This window comes from Limnofasciculus baicalensis BBK-W-15 (assembly GCF_024178385.1).
GTDB lineage: Bacteria > Cyanobacteriota > Cyanobacteriia > Cyanobacteriales > Coleofasciculaceae > Limnofasciculus > Limnofasciculus baicalensis.
In genome coordinates this window covers 1-4,078 of record NZ_JAMZMM010000464.1, presented here as the reverse complement: position 1 = coordinate 4,078, position 4,078 = coordinate 1, and the positions used below count along the sequence as shown (strand labels likewise).

The following is a 4,078-nucleotide window of genomic DNA, read 5'->3' as shown; positions in this document are numbered from 1 at the left end:
CTCCCCTACTTTGGAATTCTTCACATTTAAAGGTGCTGTGGTACTATCTGGATGGTTTAAGGCGGCTCAGTATCAGCAAATCGACTTAGTTCCCGTGGTGGAGGAGCATATCATAGTGCAAGACAGTATGTACCAAAGACACCTGGATGCCCATATCCAGCGCAATTTGCCGCAGCCGATTCGGATTGGCGTGATTGGCGTTGGTAATATGGGACAACATCATGTCCGCATTTTAAGTCTGCTTAAAGATGTTGAAATGGTGGGTGTCTCAGACATTAATGTAGAGCGAGGTTTAAACACTGCTAGTAAATACCGCGTCCGCTTTTTTGAGGATTATCGCGACTTGCTTCCCTACGTGGAAGCTGTTTGTATTGCCGTTCCCACGAAACTCCATTACGAAATCGGAATGGCTTGTCTGCGGGCTGGGGTTAATGTATTAATTGAAAAACCGATTGCCGCGAGTATAGCTGAGGCAGAGTCTTTAGTGAATACCGCCGCAGAGTGCCAACGCCTTCTGCAAGTCGGTCATATTGAACGGTTTAACCCAGCTTTTCAGGAACTTACCAAAGTTCTCAAGACTGAAAAATTGCTAGCCTTAGAAGCGCACCGGATGAGTCCCTACTCTCAACGCGCTAATGATGTTTCGGTAGTGCTGGATTTGATGATTCACGATATCGATTTACTGTTAGAACTCGCAGCCGCACCAGTGGTACGATTAACAGCAACTGGTAATCGTAGCTCAGATTCCGGATATTTAGATTATGTCACTGCTAATTTAGGCTTTGCTAATGGTATTGTCGCTACCCTAACTGCCAGTAAGGTAACGCACCGGAAAATCCGTCGCATTTCTGCTCATTGTAAAAATTCTCTGACAGAAGCCGATTTTCTCAAAAATGAGATTCTGGTTCACCGACAAACGCCAACTAATTGCTTGACTGATTTAGGTCCTGTGCTATATAGACAAGATGGCTTAATCGAGAAGGTTTATACCAGTAATATCGAACCATTGCACGCTGAGTTAGAACATTTTGTCACTTGCGTCCGTGGAAGCTGTCAACCTTCTGTAGGTGGGGAACAGGCAATCAAGGCGCTCCGTTTGGCAACTTTGATCGAACAAATGGCTCTTGACGGTCAAGTTTGCCGACATCTAGACAGAGAAAATCGGGATCTTCTTTCTCCGGCTGTGGCGGTGTCTTATTAAATTGTTATTGGTTGTTGGTTGTTGGTTGTTTGTTGTTTGTTATTGGTTGTTGGTTGTTGATTATTTGTCGGATAGTGGATAATTGTTTGGGATCTGCAATTAAACCAGATCGCCTTAGTTGTCAACCAATCACCAACAACTAATCGCCAACAACCAATAACCAATCGCAAAAAATTAATAACTAATAACTAACAACAAACAACTACTAACCAACAACCAATAACCACTGACTAATAACTTCTGTGACTTTTTTATTACCTTCGGGACTCAGGTGAATGTGGTCGCGATATAATGTTTCTGGGGTTTCGGTTTCCTTAAAGATGGGCAGAAAATCTATGTAAGTGATTTGCTGTTCTTTGGTAAACTCAATTAGGCGATCGCGGGCTTTGATTTCATAATCACGGGGTCCGGGATTGCTTACTTCCCGCAATAGGGGTGTCATGACTAGGAGAAACTGAGTATCAGTCTGTTTGACGATTTCCTGAATTTTGCCAATCGCTTCTAAATTAAAGCCTACGCGATCGCCTTTTTCGGCATTTACGGCTGCCATTTCTGCTGGTGGTTGATACCGGGAAAAACGTGTGATGGCTTCTACAATGGCTAATGGGGGTTTCTGACTGGGGTAAAAGCGATCGCGCCCTACTGGTACGGATGTCGGGGCTGTGCCAAATAAGTCATCGGTATTGATTACTACCACTAGGGCTTGGCTCTCAAATATCCCGAAGCGTTGCAGATACGCTACTTCGTTTCTCGGTCCCCAAGAATTAGCTGAGGCGTTGATAACTTCTATTTTTTCTAATGGTGCTTTTTCTTTGCCAGTATGGGTTTTGAGTTGATTGGCAATTAATCCTGATAGGGTTTGTTCTTGATCTGTCCACCAGCCACCATTTACGATAGAATCTCCGAGGAGGAATACTCGTAGGGTTGAAGGAGGACGTTGTTTTGCGATCGCAGCACTCCGCATTGAGTATTCGTTTATACTGATTCGGTTGCCAAAACGTTTTGTCTTTTGGTTTGGGGCTAACAAGTAACCAATTTTCTCATCGGCAATATATATTAGTGGATTGCCAAAACCCCAAAACAACCGCAATCCTACTTCCAATAGCAGGAATAACCCGATTAATACTGCCACAATTATCAGCAATAGTTTCACTCGCACTTTTCCTTTTCTAGACAATTTTAGTTCGAGGCAGAAATCTTAAGATTAACTTTATGAATTCTCCCCCAATTATCACTCTAGATCGGGATATATTCAAGTGGTGGAATCCTTGAAAAAATAGAGGAACGTAGAAAAGAATATGTCAGACCTAAATCGTGGTATCATGAAGTTTAAAGGAGCCGATAGCCCAATGGCGATCGCGATTTCGTCTGTATTAGTTTTGGGCGGGATTGGTTTCCTCCTCTGGTGGGCTTTGCAAACGGCTTACACCGTGGGCTAATTTAGAGGTATCATTCAACAAGGGGCTTAAGCCTCTTGTTGAAACAGCTTTGGTTAGTCTCTCTTCCCAATCGCTAATTGTGGAATGTTTATTTTATCGTGGTTATCGGTTAGATGGTATAGAGTTTTTTAACGCAAAGGTACGCGAAGGTTAGCGCAAAGGTACGCGAAGGTAAGATCGGTATTTTGGGTGTATTTCAGTGATTTTTTATTTAATAAGTCCATAACCTAGAATTATTAAGTCTCTCTCAATTCCATCCATTTCTGCTACTTTTGGTAGATAACCCCATTCTTGAAAGCCATTTTTTTTAAATAGTTTTAAGCTGGGTTCGTTGTGGGCGAAGATGAAGCCAAGTAAGTTTTTTAATCCTAATTTTGGACTTTGATTGATGGCGTGAGTGAGGAGTTTTTGTCCGATTCCTTGGCGATGGTATTGGGGGGAAACATAGAGGCTAATTTCTGCGGTTTTATCATAGGCTGGGCGGCCATAAAATGGTTGGAAACCTAGCCAACCTGCTATTTCTGGGGATTTTTTATCTGTTGAGGAGATGGTTTTTTCTATTTCTATTACCCACAATGGATGATGGTTGGGTGTGTGTTTTTTATACCAGTTTAAACGGCTTTCAACTGATATTGGTTGTGTATCGGCTGTTGATAGTCGGCTGGGAATTGAATTATTGTAAATTTCGATAATTTTTGGCAAGTCGGTTTCTTTGGCATTCCGGATGTTCATTTTGGGGGGATATAGTTTTTATCTGTTACTTTTTAGTAGCTTGCTTACGGGTAAGGCGATGATAATTCCTAGGATTATATGTATTAATAAGTCTAGGCTACTTAAGCATAAGTAAGTTAATACTTGTGGATTTTCTCCTGGTTTTTTGTGGGATAATTGAGTATATATAATCTTGCTGGGATTCGTGGCGACTTGTGAGGAAACACCGCGCAAGCATTCCAATTGCTTTTACTGAGGAGACTTTTTAACTTTTCTTTATAACTGGCGAGAAGTTGGCTGCGAGATGGGTGGTTTAACCAATCTTCTATGGCGGTGACTATTTCTTCTTCGTCTTCTAACTCTTGGTGGGGTTGGTAAAATTCAGTGACTTCTGACTGGGGAATTATGCCAGATTCTACTAATTCAACAAAGGCTTTGACACTAGATATATTTCTAGACACTGCTCACTCCTATCTCTTTGTGTTTTAGGATAATTGTAAAAGGATAACGTCGATAGATAGTCTCCCGCGAGATTCTGTATAACTCATTCGCCACTGTCGGATTGTTGCGAATACTCCCAAATCTCAGGCATTCTCTACCGGGAGCATCCCACTTTGGCAAAGATACTCGTTTTTTGACAAAGTTTTTACCCCCCCAGCCCTGCTTGTCAAAGCAGGGCTGTTTCATTCTCAAAATTTACGACAGATTGAAATCTGTCGCTACACAG

General features: G+C 42.1%; 5 protein-coding genes. 2 read left to right on the top strand and 3 right to left on the bottom strand.

Annotation, left to right across the window (positions count from 1 at the left end; translation table 11 throughout):
* Positions 1-127 precede the first annotated feature (127 nt).
* The gene (locus NJ959_RS26590) at positions 128-1,201 is read left to right on the top strand and encodes a Gfo/Idh/MocA family protein (RefSeq protein ID WP_254014772.1); all 1,074 of its coding nucleotides are present in this window, start codon (positions 128-130) and stop codon (positions 1,199-1,201) included.
* A 205-nt stretch (positions 1,202-1,406) separates the two neighbouring features.
* Here the strand turns inward: NJ959_RS26590 and NJ959_RS26585 are convergent, their stop codons facing one another.
* Complete coding sequence (locus tag NJ959_RS26585; RefSeq protein WP_254014771.1) at positions 1,407-2,354, bottom strand: SGNH/GDSL hydrolase family protein; 948 nt, start codon at positions 2,352-2,354, stop codon at positions 1,407-1,409.
* A 145-nt stretch (positions 2,355-2,499) separates the two neighbouring features.
* Here NJ959_RS26585 and NJ959_RS26580 point away from each other — a divergent pair, with 145 nt between their 5' ends.
* Positions 2,500-2,640, top strand: coding sequence for a hypothetical protein (locus NJ959_RS26580; RefSeq protein ID WP_254014770.1), 141 nt, complete (start codon positions 2,500-2,502; stop codon positions 2,638-2,640).
* 207 nt (positions 2,641-2,847) lie between these two features.
* Here the strand turns inward: NJ959_RS26580 and NJ959_RS26575 are convergent, their stop codons facing one another.
* Both NJ959_RS26575 and NJ959_RS26570 read right to left on the bottom strand, forming a co-directional pair.
* Complete coding sequence (locus NJ959_RS26575; RefSeq protein WP_254014769.1) at positions 2,848-3,372, bottom strand: GNAT family N-acetyltransferase; 525 nt, start codon at positions 3,370-3,372, stop codon at positions 2,848-2,850.
* A gap of 116 nt (positions 3,373-3,488) precedes the next feature.
* Complete coding sequence (locus tag NJ959_RS26570) at positions 3,489-3,812, bottom strand: hypothetical protein (RefSeq protein ID WP_254014768.1); 324 nt, start codon at positions 3,810-3,812, stop codon at positions 3,489-3,491.
* Positions 3,813-4,078 lie beyond the last annotated feature (266 nt).

What these genes read in the sequence shown, in the direction of transcription:
- NJ959_RS26575 (WP_254014769.1), bottom strand. Translation starts at nt 3,372, where the DNA reads ATGAACATCCGGAATGCCAAAGAAACCGACTTGCCAAAAATTATCGAA.
- NJ959_RS26580 (WP_254014770.1), top strand. Translation starts at nt 2,500, where the DNA reads ATGTCAGACCTAAATCGTGGTATCATGAAGTTTAAAGGAGCCGATAGC.
- NJ959_RS26590 (WP_254014772.1), top strand. Translation starts at nt 128, where the DNA reads ATGTACCAAAGACACCTGGATGCCCATATCCAGCGCAATTTGCCGCAG.